Origin of the sequence: Paenibacillus sp. PDC88, from assembly GCF_900106725.1 — a bacterium.
GTDB lineage: Bacteria > Bacillota > Bacilli > Paenibacillales > Paenibacillaceae > Paenibacillus > Paenibacillus shunpengii.
This window is the reverse complement of sequence record NZ_FNNT01000004.1, coordinates 230,841-248,867: the sequence shown is the minus strand read 5'-3', so window position 1 is coordinate 248,867 and position 18,027 is coordinate 230,841. Positions and strand designations below refer to the sequence as shown.

Genomic DNA, 18,027 nt, shown 5'->3' with positions numbered 1-18,027 from the left:
AATACACAGGCGCTATTACTATTCCTCTTCATCGAAAATTCAATAATAATCGGGATCATTATACAAGATTGACAAGGATAAAGTCAAATATTGCGTTTTACAGCTTGATTTCAATCTCGCCTTGTGGTCAGTATAATGTCCGTCTTACAGTGCCGTATCATCCACGCTGTCGAGCCATTCTTCAATCGTGCCGATCACCGAAGTGACACAGCCTTCTTCAAATGGGGAGATCAGGCCCGCGATGGCCACCAGCTCCGTAAAGGATTTGCTTCCTCCCTGACGACAGAGATTCAAATAATCGGCCCATGCCGCAGCATAATCCTCTCTCGAACGCTTCCAGAACTGGAACGCGCAGATTTGAGCAAGGGTGTAATCAATATAGTAAAACGGAGAGCTGAAAATGTGGCCCTGCTTATGCCAGAAGCCGCCTTGCTCCAGATAACTGTTATTCTCGTAATTGCGATGCGGCAGATACTTCCGTTCGATCTCACGCCATGCCTGCTTCCGTTCTGCTGGAGTCGCTTCTGGATTCGCATAGACAAAATGCTGGAATTCATCTACCGATACTCCGTAAGGAATAAAGGTAAGGCCGCTTGCGAGATGCTCGAATCGGTATTTATCCACTTCATGCTCGAAGAATAGATCCATCCACGGCCAAGTGAAGAACTCCATGCTCATGGAATGAATCTCGGCAGCTTCAAGTGTCGGGAACATATACTCAGGAACGCCAAGGTCACGACTCTGATACACCTGAAAAGCATGGCCTGCCTCGTGGGTCAGTACGTCAATATCTCCGGATGTTCCGTTAAAGTTCGAGAAGATAAACGGTGCTTTGTAGTCTGAGATGAACGTGCAGTATCCACCGCTGCGCTTTCCTTTTTTACTGACCAGATCCATCAGCTCATTATCGAGCATAAAGTTGAAGAACTCACTCATCTCCGGTGACAGCTCATCGTACATCTTCTTCCCGTTCCGGACAATCCATTCCGGGTCCCCCTTAGGCGTTGCATTCCCAGTAGGGAAGACTACATTCTCGTCATAGTAGTAGAGCTCGTCTACGCCGATCCGTTTACGCTGACGTTCCTTGAGCTTGGAGGCTACCGGTACGATATGCTCCAGCACCTGAGCGCGGAACTTCTCAACCATTTCGGCGTTATAGCCAATACGGCTCATGCGGGCATAGCCCATCTCTACAAAATTGTTAAAGCCCAGCTTGATCGCCATGCTTGTTCTTACCTTAACCAGATCATCATAGATGCGGTCCAGCGTTTCCTCATGCTCGCTCATAAAGGCGGTACGTGCTTCCTCCGCCCGTTTCCGCATGGAACGATCTGTCGATTCGCCAAACGGGATCAGCTGGGACAGTGTGCGCTCCTCACCTTCAAACTCAATCTTGGCAGATGCAATCAGCTTGGAGTATTCCGTTGACAGCTTATTCTCAAGCTGCAGATCACTAATGATGTCAGGGCTGAACGTCTTGATCTCGAGCTCGGCGAGTTGGAACAGCTGCTTCCCGAAACGGGCTTCGAGCTCTGGACGAAATTCAGATTGGACTAGAGCTTCATAGTACTCTGTTATGTATTTCTGAAACAGCGGTGTCGTCTCATCGGAAAAATCCTTCTCAGCCTTGTAGAACTCATCGTTGGTATCCACGGAATGACGAATGGACACAAGTGTCAGCTGTGTGGCTACGGCTCCTCTGAGCTTGTTGAGCTCATTCATCGCTTGGGCTTGATCGTCCGCATTCTTTGCTTCGCGAAATACGGTAAGCAGACTGCCAAACTCTTGTTCGAACTGAGCTACATCCGGTCTTTCATAACGATATTCACTAAATTTCATCGACGTTACACCTGCCCTCTCTTGATTTCCCTACCCATTATATCCCAATTAGTTGTCCAGTTCTATAGAGTAAATGAAGTTAATTGATATGTGGTTAAAAAAGTGTGGAATATAATAAAAAGCACCTCCGCAGCCCGTCATCTCAAGATGATCCGCACTGCAGCGGTGCTCTTATTAGAACATATAATCTACCTGTTCATTCAAGCTCAGGCTGCCCGGTTGTAATCCGATACATCGACGTCCAGAGGAAGCTCATTGGCGCGTGCTTTTTGTGCAGCTCTGAAAAAGACAACAACCAATACAACACTAATGACTCCTCCTCCGATATACGAAGCATCCATGCTCATACGGAAGCCAATCTCTGCATTCAGGATATAAACCATGGTTGTGTACAGCATTAGAGCTCCCGGAATGAGGGCTACCCAGAAGTTCTTCCGTGCGACATACAGATACATCGCTCCGACAAACAAGGCAATGACACCCGTTGCCTGATTCGCCCAAGAGAAATATCTCCACAGGATGTTAAAGTCAATCTGAGTCAGTACGATCGAAATAACGAAGAGCGGAACAGCAATGATCAGCCGTCTCTTAATATCAAGCTGCGGCAGCTTGATGTAGTCTGCAATGATCATTCGCGCACTTCGGAACGCTGTATCGCCTGAAGTAATCGGCAGGACAATAACGCCAAGCACGGCAAGCGTACCCACATATGCACCAAGGGTCACCTTCGCTACCTCACTTACAACTAACCCGGTGCCTCCTTCTGCAAGCAGCTCATTTAAGCCAACCGGACCTTGAAACAGGCTCATCGCTGCTGCAGCCCATACCATGGCAATAATCCCCTCTGCGATCATCATACCGTAGAAGATTTTGCGTCCTTGCCCTTCACGCTGTGTCGTCCGTGAGATAATCGGTGTCTGCGTCGCATGAAAGCCTGACAAGGCACCACATGTAATCGTCAGGAATAACAGCGGGAAGATCGGCAGATTATCCGGATGGAGGTTCGTCAGCGTCAGTTCAGGAATTGGGGCTTGCTTAAAGATCAGCATAGCTCCGACACCCACTGAAGATATCAAGAGCAGTGCACCAAAGATTGGATAGAAACGACCGATAATCTTATCAATCGGCAGCAATGTAGCCAAAATGTAGTAAACGAAAATAGCGATGAGTATAAGTCCCATGCCGATTCGTCCTTCTATCAGGTTATGAATCAGGCTCGCTGGAGAAGTGACGAACACCGTTCCCACCAAGATGAGCAGCAAAATAGCGAATGCGTTTACAACATGCTTCATTACTTTTCCAAGGAACTTACCCGCAAGCTCAGGCAGGTGGGCTCCGCGGTTGCGAATGGAGATCATACCGATCAAATAGTCATGTACCGCTCCGGCAAAAATACAGCCGAATACGATCCATAAAAAAGCGACAGGTCCATATAACGCTCCCATAATCGGGCCAAAAATCGGGCCGACACCGGCAATATTGAGCAGCTGAATCAAGGAGTTCTTGCTTGTACTCATCGGCAGATAGTCTACACCGTCCTGATTTACATAGGCAGGGGTCGAACGTGAATCTTTAACCCCGAACATTTTTTCGATATATTTTCCATACGTGAAGTAACCGAGTACCAACAGCAAGATGGATATGATAAATGTAATCAAAATGACCGCCTCCTCATGAAATCGCTTACATTCATTATAAATAAATGATTAAGCTAAGGGGCAATTTACGATTATCATGTCGTTATCTTGAGACAAGACGCATTAAATCTGCTGTGAAGTGTATCAGATATGTGATGAAATGCAATGAAAGAAGTGCCCGGCTTTGTTATAATTCCATTGCTTCTCGGAACGATTTTGCATAATTGCGGCTTACGGCCAGCAGCTCACTGCTTCCTTTCAGTTCAAGCTGATATGCCCCATTAAACCATGGAACCAGCCTTTTCACATATTTCATGTGAACCATATAGCTCTTGTGAATACGAAAGAACGGGTAGAGTCTGAGCTTTGCCTCCAGGTGCTTCAGCGGCGTTTTAACTTGATGCACTTGATGAACAGTGACAATTTTCGTATAAGGCTCTTCACGGGATAGATAAATGATGTCATCCGGGTCAATGAAGTGAATCTCTCCTTCTTCCTCTATAGACAGCTTCCCACTAGATTTCATTTGCGCAGGAGATGACGGCTCCTGATGTGGACTTAGGATTGCTCTCTCCATTCTCCTGACGGTCTCAGCCATGCGTTCTTCGTCAATTGGCTTGAGCAGATAATCGAGCGCTTCGACTTGAAACGCATCCACTCCGAACTGAGGATAAGCCGTTGCGAACACCATCTTTGGCGGGCTTTTCATCTTCATCATGGCTTCCGCGGCCTGCAGTCCGTTCATAATCGGCATCTCAACATCTAGAAATACCACATCAGGCTGCAGTTGAATTGCCTTCATGACCGCCTGCTCCCCCGACTCTGCTTCTCCTACCAGCTCAACGGATGAATATTGCGCCAATAGATACCCAAGCTCTTCCCGGCTATATCGTTCATCGTCCACAATTAAAGTTCTGATTCTCTCTGTCATTAGGTATGATCCCTGCCTTTCATTGGTCTGATCTCCCGCTTGCAGATGCTGGTGGAATGAGGAACTTCACTTCCGTGCCTATATGCTCACTGCTCTTAATCTCTAGCGAAGCTCCTATTCCATACATCAGAGTCAATCGACGAGATACGTTATACACTGCAAGCCCGGTACCTGTTGAGGATTCTATCCTCTGTGTGCCGAGCTGACTAAGCCGTTCCTCCATAATTCCTTCTCCATTATCTCTGATCAGCACCGATACACCAGTAACCGGATCATCTGTGATTTCGATGTGGATAACACACTGCGCTGTCCTGTTGCGGAAGCCGTGCCGGATACAATTTTCCACTAGCGGCTGCAAAGTAAGTGGCGGAACTATGGCCTGCAGGGCGGACTCCTTGACATCATAATGAACTGTAAGCTTATCCTCAAATCTTATTTCTTCGATATTTAGCTAGGAGCGCAGATGCTGAAGTTCTTCTAGTAGCGTCGATTGTTCCGCCGTGGCTGCTGTCAGATTCTTGCGGATATAATCCGATAAGCTACGAAGCAGCTTGCGAGCCTTGTCCACGTCTATTCTCGTTAATGACAAAATCGTGTTCATCGTGTTGAACAGGAAATGAGGATGAATCTGTGCCTGCAGTGTCTTAATCTCAGCCTCCCGTGCGAGCTCTTTGGCTTCAGCCAGCTGGGCAGCTTCTAGCTGATAGCTTAGCAGCATGGTGAGTCCAGACATGAGCTCCGTTGTTACATGCGTTATTTCCTTTTTGCTGCGAAAATAAAATTTCAGGGTCCCTACAGTCTGGCCTCCCTGTTTTAACGGGCCTATGACCGCTGCACCGAGTGGGCAGCCCTGCTGCTGACAATGAATCTCCTCGTTGTCTACAATGAGCATTTCTCCCTGCTCAATCACGTGCCGAGTCACCTCCGTCTGCAACGGCCGTCCTGCCACATGATGATCGTCCCCGATTCCAATATGAGCCAGAATAACCTGCTGATCTGTCATTGCAATAGCACTGGCCTTAACCTCACTGAACAGAATTCGGCATACCGCTTCAGCTGATTTGAGCTTCATCCCCTGCCGCATATATCCGAGCGTCTGACGGGCAATACGAAGTGAAGTCTAGTGCCTGCTGAGCAGCTGCCTTCTGCTCCTCGTTAACGACAGAGTGGATAATAAGTAAAAAGAGCGCACACCCGATTCCATTCGCAACGATCATCGGAAGACCGATATACCCCACTAGGCTGAGTGCCTGCTCAAAAGGTCTTGCCAGCAGCAAAATAATTAGCATTTGCAGGGATTCAGCGACCGCTCCGAGGATGAGTGCTTTCGAGAACCGGATCTGTCCGCCTGTCTTACGAAATACCCCTGCCAGAATTCCAGCCAATATCGTGGCAAGCCCGCACGCAAGACCAGTAAAGCCTCCCAATGTAAAACGGTGCAGCCCGGCAACCAAACCGGCACCTAGCCCAATCTTCCATCCACCAAAGAGACCAGCCATTACGATGCCAACGACTCTGGAATTAGCGATGGCTTCCTCCTGAGATACCTCAAGCATCCATTTGTTGAGCGCCAATGAATCAGGATGTACTGTAAGTCCGGTATAGGTTCCGATGATACCCAGTACACCAAACACCAGTACCGCTTGCACTTGTTGAACGGAAGTCAGCTTGTCCAGGCTCAGCATGGTCCGAAAAAAACGCAGCCGGGATACGATAAAAGCAATCGTTACGATGATACCAATACGCTCCGTCATTGTAATCAGCAGTTCAAACAAGGCTTTCCCTCCGTTTCCTCATCACATCCAGCCAGCTTAAGAAAAAAATACGAGGACTCCTGTAGAAGGAACCCTCGCTCAATCATCTAGTACTCCAAATTTATCATAGAGGCTTAACCGCAACGAAAAATAACCGCGAAGCGTCTTCCCCTGCAGGCTTCCATTCAAAATCAGCATAAATCTGCACATCAGAGAAGCCTGCCTTGTGCAGCTCCAGCTGCATCCACACCGGATCATACGCCCTTTGATTATGAATCTCCTCGAATCGACGGTACATATCCCGTCCACTCTCTTCGGCTCGTGTAAAAATGCTGAGATGGTGCTCAATCTCATACGTGGGACGATGGAAGTCACAGGTCCATATGTAAGAAATCGATTTTTCATCAAGCACAAAGGGCTGCTCCTCATCATAACGAACAAACGTATTCGGATGGTGTACATCAAACAGGAATATTCCGCCCGGCTTAAGACCGGCATAGGTTCTCTGGAATGTCCTTACGATATCCTCTTCTTTGAGCAAATAATTAATACTGTCACAAAAAGAAATGACCGTATCTGCCTGCTCAGGCAGCTCCCAATCCCGCATATCCTGCTGAACCCAGCGAATGGTGCCTTCTCGGAAAAAGCGGTTCCCTTGCGGTGACTCATCCAGCTTCTGGCGGGCAACAGACAGCATGTCTGCAGATAGATCGATGCCTGTCACTTCAAAGCCCGATTTCACAAGCGGAATCGTAATCGAACCGGTACCGCAGCCGAGCTCGACAATGCTTTTTGGTATGCCATGCTTCTCCCAAGCTGTTCTAGCAAACCGCAGCCAATCCGGATATGGCATATCTTCCATAAGTTCGTCGTATACATAGGCAAATTTCCGATAGGACATGTTTGACACCACTTTCATATGAAAACTTAGTGTAAAAAGCTGAAGTTAATAAGCGGGTTTGACTGGGTCCTGATGTGAAAAGGTGAAGGTTTATTCATTGAAGAAGTAAAGATATATGATGAAAAATGAAGAGGCTCGCGCTGCGTTCGCTTTTTGGCTGAATCTCTCCGGTTGACTTCGTCAAAAGTCGTTCTTCATCCAAAAACCTCACTACCACGTGAACTCATTTTTCAACAGACTTCACAAAAAAACCTCCATTCCGCATCGTCTCAGAACAGACTCGCTTATTAAAAAACCTTTTTGCACCCAAGACGGGGCAAAAAGGGTGGGTGCTCCTGCTTCTATGTTTAGAGGCAGGAGCACCCATAAACACCCGTACATGATTTAGTGTGAAAGCTTCGCTTCACTCGAATCATGCAAGATCAAGTGCATGAAGCTGAACAGACAAACCTATCAATGCTACTCAGGCAGGAACACTGTTTATTCAGCTGGCTTATCCTCGTGACCTGCAAGGTAAGTCCAGTTCTCTTTCTGCGTTACATGTCCTTCCTTCATCAGCTTACCAAGTGCGCGCTTAAACGCTGACTTACTGATGCCGAACTTGGACTTGATAATATCAGGTGGAGTCTGATCAGAGTATGGCATAGCTCCGTTAGGACGGTCCTTCAGGAAGGATAAAATGCGATCTGAATCCTCGTTCATTCCAATCTCTTTACGCGGAGCCATTCCCAGGTTCACCCGGCCATCCTCTCGCACCAGCGTAACCCGTGCTTTCACCGTTTCACCCAGTCTCAAGAGACGGCTTCGCTCGGAAGAATGAATCATTCCGATTGCGCCGAAGCCAAGCACACCGCCATGCACCAGGACAAAGGTACCCATCTGCAGCGGCTTGTACACCGTGGCTTCAACCCACTCATTCATCCAGCTCGTCGGGGCATGAAAGGCTAGTGGTGCAAGCTCGCGCTCTCCGGCCAATTTGGCCCGAAGCCGGCCCTGCTTGTCATGCTCCATAATAACAAAAACCTCATCGCCAACCTGAGGATGAAGTTCTTTCATTTCCGGCAATTCGCGGATAGGCAGCAGCAATTGCCGGCCCAGCCCCATTTCGAGAAAACAGCCTAGTCTTGGATGAACGTCTGCTACAACCAGCTTTGCCATCTCACCTAGGGTTAGAAAAGGCTTCTTCATCGTAGCCGCCAGGCGATCCTCTGTATCGTAAAAAATAAACACTTCCAGCTGCTCATCTACCTTAATCTCGCGTGTCAGCTCTGTATAATGCAGCAGTACATCCTCACTGCCCGTTGTCAAAAAATATCCATACGGCGACACTTCCCGAGCGACCGGGAGGGTAACGACCGTGCCTGCAATTAAACTCATACCGTATTCACCACTTTGGCATCGGACCAAAGTCTTTCAATATTATAATACTCGCGTTCATCGCGATGGAATACATGAACAACGACGTCCCCAAGGTCCATCAAAACCCAGCGGGCGGAGTCCATGCCTTCGATTCCGTTGATTTTTACGTTCTTCTCTTGCGCACGTTTACGAACTTCTGTCGCGATCGCCTGAACCTGTGTATCTGAGTTACCGTGACAAATGACAAAGTAATCAGCCACCAAAGAAATACCTCTCAGGTCCAGAGCAACAATGTTCATTGCTTTCTTATCGTCTGCCGCATCCATCGCCATTTGTAGCAATTCATTAGATGATACTGTCATGGATCAACCTCCAATTGGATTCGTAAAATTTTGTGATACTTTTAATTGAGCAATAAGATCATTACGTGTAAATAAAGTTAAAGGGTAAATCACTTTCTTTAATGTAATCAGATGTGTTATGGTGCCGTCAAAGCCAGCGAGAAGTGCCTCCTCAAGGCTATGCTCCGCCAATTCGCGAATATTATTCACCCCGGGAAAATCACGCCCCGGCTCTATATAATCCGCGAGGCAAACCACCTTATCCAGAAGAGACATGTTGACTCTTCCGGAGGTATGCCATTTAATCGCATTCAGCACCTCTGAATCCGTCACCCCATAGTCCCGTTCAGCCACAAATGCTCCAACCTCAGAGTGCCACAGCTGTTTGTCGTGCAGTAACAGGTCCTGATTCAGTCCATTCTCCCGAATAACCTTCTCCATTTCATTAACCGGCCAGTACTTTGCAACATCATGCAAAATGGCAGCCAGATCGGCTTTGCGGGGATCAGCACCAAAGCGTTCTGCCAATATTACGGCTGTTTCCATGACGCCTTGTGTATGTTTCCAGCGCTGCGGCGGCATTTGCTCAGATACGGCCTTGATCAGATCATCTCGGCTCAGCTGCATACAATCCGCTCCTTGTAATATAATCAAGCACCGCTTGGGGTACCATAAACCGAACCGATCTTCCCTTCGCCAGCCTGCGTCTAATCCCTGTTGATGAGATTTCGACCTGCGGCATGTCGGCATGAAGCACATGCTCCTGTAAGAAATCAGGCAAATCATCGAGATGCAGCTCAAAGCCCGGGCGGCCTACTCCAATGAATGTGACCAGCTTCGTTAGATCTTCGATTCGTTCCCATCGTGACAAATAATTGACCATATCCGCTCCAATAATAAAATACAGATCGATGTCAGGATGCTGTCTTCGGATGATCTCCATGGTATCTACGGTATAGGATACGCCGCCTCGTATGATTTCGACATCAAGCACTCGATAATCCTCGTACTCTTCAGTCGCGAGATTCGTCATCTCAAGTCTCTGCTCTCCGGTAGCACCCGCGGCATGCTTATGCGGCGGAATATGAGATGGCATAAACCAGATTTCATCCAGCTTATACGCATCCTTAACCGCCTCCGCTGCCATCAAATGTCCCATATGAATCGGATCAAATGTTCCGCCCATAATTCCAACTTTCATGCAGTGAGCTCCTTTTTACACAATACTCGCTACCTTCGTATTCGTTACGGAAGTACGATTTGCTTGTTATCACGCGATTCTTTGTACAGTGTAATCGTGTTGCCGATAATCTGCACTATTTCGCTGCCCGTACGCTCTGCCAGCTCTTCCGCAATTTCGTGCTTGTCGTCCAGATTGTTATTAAGAATGGAGATCTTCATCAGCTCGCGCTTCTCAATCGCTTCTTCAATATGACGGAACAGATGCTCATTGGTACCGCCTTTGCCGATTTGAAAAACAGGGTCCAAGTGGTGGGCCTGTGAACGAAGATATCTTTTTTGTTTTCCAGTTAACGTCATTATATTTGCTCCTTAAACTTTCATTTCGTTATCATCAACTCACGAGGTAAAGCTGGCGAGAACTGCCCTGCGCATCGCTTCTACAGGTGCCTGAACGTGCAGCCAGTGCTCAAACGCAATAGCACCTTGATATACAAACATGCCGAGACCACCGTGAGTAATGCAATTTTTGTGCTTGCTGTCTGTCAGCAGTTTGGTTTCCAGCGGGTTATAGATGAGATCACTGACGACGATCCCTTCAGGTATATGCTGGATGCTGACCGGCGTTTGATCCGTATGAGGATGCATGCCTACTGATGTTGTATTAATTACGATATCGGCCTGTGCCAATACCGGTTCCGCGCTATCTATACTATACCCATTTACATTGCCGAGCACCTTAAAATCCTTGGCCAATTCTTCCGCCTTCTCCGCGGTGCGATTGAGAATGGTCAAAGACTGAGGCCGTTCCAATAGAAGAGCATAAACGATTCCGCGTGCGGCTCCGCCAGCCCCAATGACAACCACATGCTTGCCTTCAATCGTAGAAACTGCTTCCTCCTTCAAGGAACGCACATAGCCGACACCGTCCGTATTATACCCGATGAGCCGCCCCTGCTCGATCACCACTGTGTTTACAGCACCGATGAACCGGGCACTCTCATCCAGTTCGTCCATATAGGATAGGATATCCACTTTATGCGGAATCGTCACATTGAATCCGCGGAAATTCATCGCCTTCATTCCCATTACAGCTGCCTGAAGATGCTCAGGCTCCACATGCAAAGGAACATAGGCCCCCTGCACCCCAGCTTCCTGTAATGCAGCGTTATGCATCGCAGGAGATTTGCTATGAGCAATGGGGTTTCCGATTACACCGAGAAGATAATACCCGCTGACGGGGCGGGCAAGCTCTGTCGTCAAGTTCATAGTTTATTCCTTCCTCCCATGAAACTCTTAAGGCACACAGCTCCAGGCTGCAGCTCGATTAGATCAAGGATGGCCGAATCATTACACGAACTCCGCGAGGCGCATGAACGGCGACAAGTGCACCCGTCTGCCCATTCACTTTAATCCAGCCGAGACCAGAGATGAACACATCACTGCGGCTGCCTTTGGAAATACGGATGTCATGTCTCGTCCACTCCGGCAATTCCTCAAGACCTTCACGTGTTGGAGGTGATAACAATTCACCTGCATGATTCTCAAACAGCTCGTCCGCTTTTTCAAGCTTCGTCCGATGAATCTTAAGTGTATTATTCGTGTACAGAGTGAAGGATTGATGCTCTCCTTCAATAAAATCAAACCTTGCAAGTCCTCCAATAAACAGGGACTGGCCGCTGTTCAATTGGTATACACTCGGTTTAAGCGGTTTGTCCGGCATGATCGCCTGCAGGTCTCTACGAGATACAAGCTCACTGTAGCGCCATGGATAGACGATTCCCGGTGTATCAATAATGGAAGCTCCATCATCGAGTGGAATGTGCACCATATCAAGGGTTGTACCAGGGTATCTGGATGTCGTAAGCTCCTGCTCCAGATCACTGTAATCACGAATCAGTCGATTGATCAGTGTGGATTTCCCTACATTCGTTGCACCCACAACATATACATCCCGATCTCCACGATGCAGATTCACTGCTTCCAGCAAGTAATCAAACCCTTGATTCTGTTTCGCGCTGCAGAGTACCACATCCACGGTACGAAGCCCTTGAGCCTTGGCTTGCTGCTGCACCCAGTTACGTACCTTGTTCCAATTGGTCACTTTTGGCAGCAGATCCGTTTTGTTCACCGCGAGAAGCACCGGATTATTCCCTACAAATCGCTGTAATGCCGAGATCAAGCTTCCTTCGAAGTCGAACAAATCCACAATATGAATGACGAGCGCATCCTTATCGCCGATCTTGCTGAGAAGCTTCAAGAATTCATCCTGATCCACGGTCACAGAAGAAGCTTCACTGTAATTTTTTATACGAAAACAACGCTGGCAGATTACAGGATCACGATCCAGCGCTTTTATCGGAGTATATCCCGGCAATTCAGGGTGTTCTGTCTGCAGTGTGATTCCACATCCACTGCATCTCCCTTGGCCGTCATGCGTATGATTCATTTTTTCTTTTCCTCCTCAAGCCATAAGCCTTTCCTGCGCAGGCGAGACAGTGCAATCCGCTCAACCCGTCTATTAAATTTCGTCATCCATCCTTCATCCGCTATTGCGATCGGAAGCACGAGGACAGTATACAGTCCCAGACGATTTCCGCCGAACACGTCCGTCAGCATTTGGTCACCGACAACGACCGTTTGATCCTCAGCCAAATTCATCATTTTCATTGCTTTGCGAAAAGGTATATTGGAAGGCTTTCTGGCCTCGTGAACGTATTCAATCTTATGGGGTGTTGCAAAAGTGGATACACGGGTCAGCTTGTTATTCGAAACGATGACCAGCTTAAACCCGGCATCTCTGACCTTCTCAAACCAAGCGATCAGCTCAGGCGTTGCTTCAGGAGCCTTTGCTCCTACAAGTGTGTTGTCAAGATCCGTTATAATCCCTCTGTAGCCCTGCTCATAGAGCGCAGCCAAATCAATATCAAATACCGTGTCAACCCTTAGCTTGGGCATCAACATTTCAAACAACTTGTTCACCTCGTTTTTTCATACGACAAACTATAACATAATCTTTACGGTTAGTAAAAAGGCAAACGGGCACGGGGCGCTTACGCCCGTGCCGTTCTGAGCCTTTTTTTCATTTGTCCGGCAATCCGCTGTACGTCCTGCCATTCATTCTCTTCAACATGGCTTGGGCTGTACCTTGCCATCTCAAATTGCTTCAATAAGGAATGAAGCTCACCAGCGACTTGCGGGGCTTCAGACTCCCATCGTTGTACCGATTCTCTCAGCGTCTCATGCTCGGCCCGCTTGAATCCCTTGCGCCTAAATGAACGTATCCATCGTTCTGTCTCAATGACCACCTTCTGGTCTGGGGTCAACGGCTTGCCAATTCGAAGCCTTAATAAATAGAAATGGAGAGAAAAACGATTACGCCACAGCATGTAAACAGCCCAAGCCGCAAGTACTGCTCCCGCTGCCCACATGATAACTGGGCTTACCGTAAAGTCAGAGCTTTCTGTATTTTGCACAGGCTCTGCGAGCTCTTCTTCCTGCTCTGCTTCTTCGACCTCTGGTGTCTCTGCAAGTTCCGGCTCTGCCTGTTCCGTCAGCAGCGGCATATTGAAGCCCGGAGTGGCTTCAACCGGAATCCAGCCATATTCCTCTCCAAAATATACTTCTGCCCAGGAATGGGCATCCGCATTGGTCACTGTATAAGACAGGGTTGGTGTGTTACCTGTTGCCTGAGACAGTGCCATGTCCTCTCCAAAGGCTGCTTGACCCGGAGCATAACCTTTTACCCATCTCGCGGGAATGTCCAGAGAGCGTGCCATCATCACGAGAGCTGTCGAGAAATAATCGCAGTAGCCTTCCTGTATTTCGAACAGAAAGCTGTCAACAAAATCTGCACTTTGTTTCAGCGATAAATTGGGATTGTTTGTGTATGAGAAATTCGTTGTTAAATATTCTTGCAGTAAACCGACTTTTTCATACGGAGTTTCGGCTTCAGCCGTAATTTCCTCTGCGAGATTCACTACACGGTCAGGGAAGTTATTAGGGACCTGCAGGTAGTTATCGTTAACAGAGCTGCTGTACAGATCTTCATGAGTCTCTCCAATCAGTCTCTCAACAGGAACGAGAGGAACCTCGGATACAATGGTATAAGTTGAAGGGTAGCTTAATTCTCTAGGGTTCGAATCCCAGTGAAGCTCAGCTTGTCCGCTCTTCCAATCCAGCTGGTTAAACTCCGTCCCGCCATTAATCGCCTGAACCTGACTAATCGCATAGGCCCCAAAGAGCACGGGGTAGACTTCATCATTCAGCATATTAACAGTCTGGGTTACCTCCCTAGTCTGTATAGAGCCCCCATCCCCGTTCTCTAAATCATTACCCGGTTCGACTTCATCAAACTGCCTTCTTGAAGTGGATGGCTCTTCCCATCCCGTACCGGAATACTCATCACGAGTCTCCCCTCGCCAGTAGCTTCGCTCTGTCGTTGTAATCGTCATTACAGGAGAGTAGTCATAATTGAAGCCCCCGCCCAGGCTGTTATCCTGCCTGCTGTATCCGGATTCTGAGGCAGAGTTGAGGCCTCCTTCTCCCCCAGCAGTATTGATGGCAGGAATAACATCCCCTCTATAGTTAACCCACGCCGTATAAGGGTCCGTAAGAACTGGCGGAACTTCAGGCATATTAACTCCCGCAACAATAATCAGTGCAAAGATAACGACCACGTTAGCGATGACTTTGAGCGGATTCCGTCTGAGCCTTTTCCAGCCCTGTGGAAACTTAAGCTGGAACCTGCGCAGATGAAGGCACACGAGCCAGCCCATTGCGGCAAATACGATCCATGCCACCTCTTCCCACAGAACAGCGACAGTAAAAGAATCCAGGATGCCCATTGCAATAATGTTAAGCCCAACAAACACAAGAATTCGCTTGGCATTCACAGCTAATCGAATAATGCATTCCAGCATCACCCAAGTGCTCAAGGAAAACCAGATATACGGATTGGTCGCTATCACAAAATCAATTAGCCAGCTCGACTCTTCACCAGGGATAAAGATGGAGTAGGACGTTAGCACATAATATAGAATAAATAACAGAACAATTGCTTTAATGACAAAACGGTATGTCTGCTTGATTGGAAAAATAATATCCACAAGACTGATGCCAATCAGCGTCAGAGCGACCAAGCCGGTTGTTTCTTGAAACCAGATCGGCTCCGTATAAGTTACCCACTGCATTCCGATAACAACGATCCACAGTAGAGCAAATGCATTGTACCAGGACCCTGCAACTTTGCCAGCCCATGCTCTCATAGACCTCCACCTCCCATCGCCGAAGGCAGCTCCTGCAAATCAGACACCGCATATCCTTTGATCCCGCGTCCACGAAGAAGTGTCAGCCATTCACTCTTATGTGCCTGGCTGGCACGCTGCTCGATACGGATATGAGAAGCAGTCATCCCGCGTGTGCCGGCATATCGAAGCGATTCCAGAATATTTGCATTATCCAGCGGAGAGATGAGCACAAAAAACGCACCTTGCGGAAACGACCGAATGGAATCCTGAATGCTGGAGAGAAGATCACTTGTACCTGTATAATCCAGATCAACAAGATGCTGAATCATCTTCTGGCGTTCATTCTGACTGTCCGTAGGCAGGAACAGCTTGGTCTCCTCGCTGATGGTACACAGCCCCATACTCAAGCGTTCACGACTGCCATATTCAAGGAGCGAGGCAGCAGTAGAGACGGCGAGTTCAAATTGCTCCGAGCTCTTGTAGCCCTCCTCAGTCGCATCTAAGACCAGAATCGTCTTCGGCAGCGACTCATGCTCAAACTCTTTGGATTTCCATTGTCCTGTCTTCGCAGTCGCATTCCAGTGTATACGAGATAATCGATCTCCATAGACATAATCTCGAACTCCATTAATTTGCGTCGTTTCTCTGCGGGACCGTGTGAGAGCAGCCTGCGGGCCTGACAGACGGGAATTTTGATCGTAGAGCTGCCAATATGGAATAAATACGGTTCTTGGCAGTACTCTGAAGCTGCCGTAGGCGTTAAATGTCCCTTTATGCTCAATGAGACCGAAAATATCTTCGCTAATACATTCTGTTTCCATAAACTTATATTTGCCTCGCTCAAGCGGAGGGGTAAGAAAGACCAGTTTCCCGCTGCCCCGCATATTCGGAACGAGACTTTCTTCAAATGACCAGGATTCTCCGTTATGACGCTTGAGCACTTCTCTCACGATGACGTAAGGTAACGGCAGCAGCCCAGGAATTTGAAGGCCAAGCTGAACGTGCACCTGATCTCCTGCATGGAGCAGCTCTGTATGTTCTCCACTCGAGGTTAATTGCCGTGTTCCCACAGCTCTCTTTGCACCTCCGAATTGGCCAATCAGCAAGTAAATACTAAGCAAAGTGACCATGCCAAACAGCATGATGGAGGTCTTACCTCCCTGAAACAATACATAAAATAAACATATGATCCAGACGAAGAGCACAATCCACGCTTTAGATTTCGTATATCGACCTGTGCGATAGCGTACTGACTTCAGCATAATAATCAGCGCTCCATCGATACAGGAACATGCTTCTGTTCAATGATTTGGGCGAGAATTTCTTCCTGGCTCATTCGATCCAATCTTGCTTCTGGCTTCAGAACAACCCGGTGCGAGATGACGTACGGAGCAAGCACCTTGACGTCATCAGGAATGACATAGTCCCTGCCGTTCAAGAAGGCATACGCTTTGACTGCATTCATGAATGCAATGGAAGCACGAGGACTAGCCCCGAGCAATACGGAAGAATGCTCTCTTGTACTGCGTACAATTCCAAGCAGGTAATCGGTCACAGCTTCGTCCATATATACACTTCGAATTTCTTGCTGGACTTTGGAAATTTGTTCCATATGGGTAACAGGTCTAAGCTTGTCCGCCGGTTGTCCTTGCTGATGCTGTCTCAATAGATGCTTCTCTGTTGCGGCATCAGGATAGCCAAGGCTGATCTTGAGCATAAACCGGTCCAGCTGTGCCTCCGGGAGCATATAAGTACCTTCAAAATCAATTGGGTTCTGTGTTGCGCACATCATAAACGGTTTAGGAAGCTCATACGTGTCTCCATCGACTGTGACGCTTCGCTCCTCCATGACTTCAAGCAGGGCGGATTGTGTCTTTGTTGTGGCACGGTTGATCTCATCGGCGAGCAGTATATTGGTCATGACGGGACCAGGCCTGAAATAAAAACGTTCATCCCTCGGATGGAACACAGATACACCCGTAATGTCACTTGGCAAAATGTCAGGATTACATTGAATCCTGCGATATTCTCCCTGCATAGAGCGAGCTAACGCCTTGATCAGCTGAGTCTTCCCCGTTCCGGGAACGTCTTCTATAAGAACATGCCCTCCAGCCAGCAGTGCTGTGAGCAATAATTGTATTTCAAAAGATTTGCCTAATATAGTAGATTCGAGATTCGATTTAATCTCGGATATGATCTGCATCGATTCCTTACTTAAGGGCATGTACGTATGTACCTCCTAATAGGCAGTATATTTTCCTTTTATTGTACATGAAGTGAGTAGGCAAAGTACAATGTTTACTCTACCTTTTTTTCATATTGAGATTGCTAGATTTGAAACTAAAGGGTTTTCTTGTTCGTCTAACCCCTTAACCCTGAGCTTCGATAGTGTAACTTACTCATCCTTGTTAAGCAACAAAAAAAGATGAAGCATTCTTACGTTTGCCTCACCTTAGTTTATAAAGGATCTTATTTTATTAACCTCAGCCCTTCGGCTTAAAAAACAAGGCAGCCAGAAAGGAGAAGATAATTGCCGATGATATACCTGCACTGGTGAGGTTAAACACCCCTGTGATGACCCCGAGCCATCCATCCCGCTCCAGTTCGGTCAGCGCTCCATGAACAAGCGAGTTGCCAAAGCTCGTAATGGGTATCGAAGCGCCGGCACCAGCGAACTTGACTAAAGGATCATACCAGCCCACCGCATCCATAACTGCACCTGTTACGACCAGCGTACTCATCGTATGCGCAGGAGTCAGCTTAAGCACATCGAACATTAATTGTCCGATCACGCAGATCAGTCCGCCAATAAGAAAAGCCCATAGAAACTGCATCTT

Annotated in this window: 16 protein-coding genes, 1 pseudogene and 1 other annotated feature (1 of these 18 cut by a window edge); all 17 genes and pseudogenes read right to left on the bottom strand. The window is 47.8% G+C overall.

What is annotated here, in order from left to right:
- Positions 1-41 (bottom strand) — a binding site (T-box leader); it reaches 203 nt to the left of the window's first position.
- A gap of 103 nt (positions 42-144) precedes the next feature.
- The 17 genes and pseudogenes from BLW49_RS14525 to spoVAE all read right to left on the bottom strand — a co-directional run bounded on the left by BLW49_RS14525 (position 145) and on the right by spoVAE (position 18,024).
- The gene (locus BLW49_RS14525; protein WP_090725336.1) at positions 145-1,839 is read right to left on the bottom strand and encodes a M3 family oligoendopeptidase; all 1,695 of its coding nucleotides are present in this window, start codon (positions 1,837-1,839) and stop codon (positions 145-147) included.
- A 206-nt stretch (positions 1,840-2,045) separates the two neighbouring features.
- On the bottom strand, positions 2,046-3,497 hold the full coding sequence (locus tag BLW49_RS14520) for a carbon starvation CstA family protein (protein ID WP_090725335.1): 1,452 nt from the start codon (positions 3,495-3,497) through the stop codon (positions 2,046-2,048).
- A 166-nt stretch (positions 3,498-3,663) separates the two neighbouring features.
- Positions 3,664-4,407, bottom strand: coding sequence for a LytR/AlgR family response regulator transcription factor (locus BLW49_RS14515; RefSeq protein ID WP_090725333.1), 744 nt, complete (start codon positions 4,405-4,407; stop codon positions 3,664-3,666).
- 19 nt (positions 4,408-4,426) lie between these two features.
- Positions 4,427-6,182 (bottom strand): annotated as a pseudogene (locus BLW49_RS14510) (LytS/YhcK type 5TM receptor domain-containing protein).
- Positions 6,183-6,285: 103 nt separating this feature from the next.
- On the bottom strand, positions 6,286-7,062 hold the full coding sequence (locus tag BLW49_RS14505) for a class I SAM-dependent DNA methyltransferase (protein ID WP_090725331.1): 777 nt from the start codon (positions 7,060-7,062) through the stop codon (positions 6,286-6,288).
- A 480-nt stretch (positions 7,063-7,542) separates the two neighbouring features.
- Entirely contained in the window at positions 7,543-8,439 is an 897-nt protein-coding gene (locus BLW49_RS14500) for a CvfB family protein (protein WP_076313323.1), read from the bottom strand.
- On the bottom strand, positions 8,436-8,783 hold the full coding sequence (gene rsfS, locus BLW49_RS14495; RefSeq protein WP_090725330.1) for a ribosome silencing factor: 348 nt from the start codon (positions 8,781-8,783) through the stop codon (positions 8,436-8,438). Before rsfS ends, BLW49_RS14500 begins: the two co-directional genes overlap by 4 nt.
- Positions 8,784-8,786: 3 nt before the next feature.
- On the bottom strand, positions 8,787-9,389 hold the full coding sequence (gene yqeK, locus BLW49_RS14490) for a bis(5'-nucleosyl)-tetraphosphatase (symmetrical) YqeK (protein ID WP_090725329.1): 603 nt from the start codon (positions 9,387-9,389) through the stop codon (positions 8,787-8,789).
- Entirely contained in the window at positions 9,370-9,963 is a 594-nt protein-coding gene (locus BLW49_RS14485; protein ID WP_090725327.1) for a nicotinate-nucleotide adenylyltransferase, read from the bottom strand. Before BLW49_RS14485 ends, yqeK begins: the two co-directional genes overlap by 20 nt.
- 44 nt (positions 9,964-10,007) lie before the next feature.
- Complete coding sequence (yhbY, locus tag BLW49_RS14480) at positions 10,008-10,301, bottom strand: ribosome assembly RNA-binding protein YhbY (protein WP_047910772.1); 294 nt, start codon at positions 10,299-10,301, stop codon at positions 10,008-10,010.
- Between the two features lie 39 nt (positions 10,302-10,340).
- Positions 10,341-11,210: a shikimate dehydrogenase gene (gene aroE, locus BLW49_RS14475; RefSeq protein ID WP_090725326.1), complete on the bottom strand. Its 870-nt coding sequence runs from the start codon at positions 11,208-11,210 to the stop codon at positions 10,341-10,343.
- Between the two features lie 58 nt (positions 11,211-11,268).
- The gene (gene yqeH, locus BLW49_RS14470; protein WP_090725324.1) at positions 11,269-12,390 is read right to left on the bottom strand and encodes a ribosome biogenesis GTPase YqeH; all 1,122 of its coding nucleotides are present in this window, start codon (positions 12,388-12,390) and stop codon (positions 11,269-11,271) included.
- The gene (locus BLW49_RS14465) at positions 12,387-12,914 is read right to left on the bottom strand and encodes a YqeG family HAD IIIA-type phosphatase (protein ID WP_047911204.1); all 528 of its coding nucleotides are present in this window, start codon (positions 12,912-12,914) and stop codon (positions 12,387-12,389) included. The genes yqeH and BLW49_RS14465 overlap by 4 nt, the downstream gene beginning before the upstream one ends.
- A gap of 80 nt (positions 12,915-12,994) precedes the next feature.
- Positions 12,995-15,208, bottom strand: a complete 2,214-nt coding sequence (locus BLW49_RS14460; protein WP_090725323.1) for a DUF4129 domain-containing transglutaminase family protein — start codon at positions 15,206-15,208, stop codon at positions 12,995-12,997.
- Entirely contained in the window at positions 15,205-16,452 is a 1,248-nt protein-coding gene (locus tag BLW49_RS14455) for a DUF58 domain-containing protein (protein WP_256209759.1), read from the bottom strand. Before BLW49_RS14455 ends, BLW49_RS14460 begins: the two co-directional genes overlap by 4 nt.
- A gap of 5 nt (positions 16,453-16,457) precedes the next feature.
- Positions 16,458-17,414 carry an AAA family ATPase gene (locus BLW49_RS14450; RefSeq protein WP_090725322.1) on the bottom strand — a complete coding sequence of 319 codons (957 nt, stop codon included), beginning with the start codon at positions 17,412-17,414 and terminating at the stop codon, positions 16,458-16,460.
- A 259-nt stretch (positions 17,415-17,673) separates the two neighbouring features.
- Entirely contained in the window at positions 17,674-18,024 is a 351-nt protein-coding gene (gene spoVAE, locus BLW49_RS14445) for a stage V sporulation protein AE (RefSeq protein WP_047910767.1), read from the bottom strand.
- Positions 18,025-18,027: the final 3 nt, after the last annotated feature.